Source organism: Spirulina sp. 06S082, assembly GCF_034932145.1.
In the GTDB taxonomy this organism is placed as follows: Bacteria; Cyanobacteriota; Cyanobacteriia; order Cyanobacteriales; family Spirulinaceae; genus CCY15215.
Genome location: NZ_JAYGHV010000120.1, coordinates 1 through 738 on the forward strand (window position 1 = coordinate 1; position 738 = coordinate 738).

The window sequence follows — 738 nt, forward strand, 5'->3', positions numbered from 1 at the left end:
CGAGCGCTTCTTCGAGAAGCCGCTGGCCGGCGGCGGTCAGCCCAGCGCGCCCTCGTAGAACTCGGCGATGGCGTCGCGGAACGCGGTGCGGCTGTCCTCCCAGGCGTAGAACATGTGCCCACCGGCGAAGTGCCGGACCGTGAGCGCTGCGGCGGCGGACTCGTCCAGGCGCAGCAGGTTCCGGATCCGCTCGGACGCGAAGTACGGCGTCACCAGGTCGTAGAGGCCGTGGGTGAGGAAGACCTTCATGTGGGGGTTCAACGCCATGCCGTAGCGGAGGTCGTCGGTGGCGCCGACCTGGCTCTGCAGCGCGTGCTGGTCGAAGTCGATCTTCCAGTCCTTGTTCACCGCCATCGACAGCAGGTGGTACTCCCGGTCGGTGCGCACCCCGAGCTCGGTGCGCAGCCGGGCGTTGATGCCGGCGGGGAACACTCGCTCGATGCCGCTGAGCGTGGGGTCGGGCCAGGCCATGCCGTCGCGGTCCGGGAACGGGTCGCGGCCGGTCGCCGTGGCGTCGTAGAGCCCGAGGACCGTCCCCTCGTCGCGCAGCAGCTCGCGGGCGAAGCGGGTCATGGAGATGCGGCACTCGTGCTGGTCGACCACCTGCTCGGGGAGCCCCAGCAGATCGGCCAGGCGGGTCACGACCTCGGCGCGCTCGGTGGCCGGCATCGAAGCCCCTCGGATCAGGGCGGCCGCGTAGGGACCGGTGGCGAAGTCCTCGGCCGCCCGGCGGACGGC

The 738-nt window shown here is 71.5% G+C and carries 1 pseudogene; it reads right to left on the reverse strand.

The features are described 5' to 3' along the window. Window positions 1-36 precede the first annotated feature (36 nt). Window positions 37-738: pseudogene (locus VB714_RS07415) on the reverse strand (peptidase S10); the annotation flags it as partial.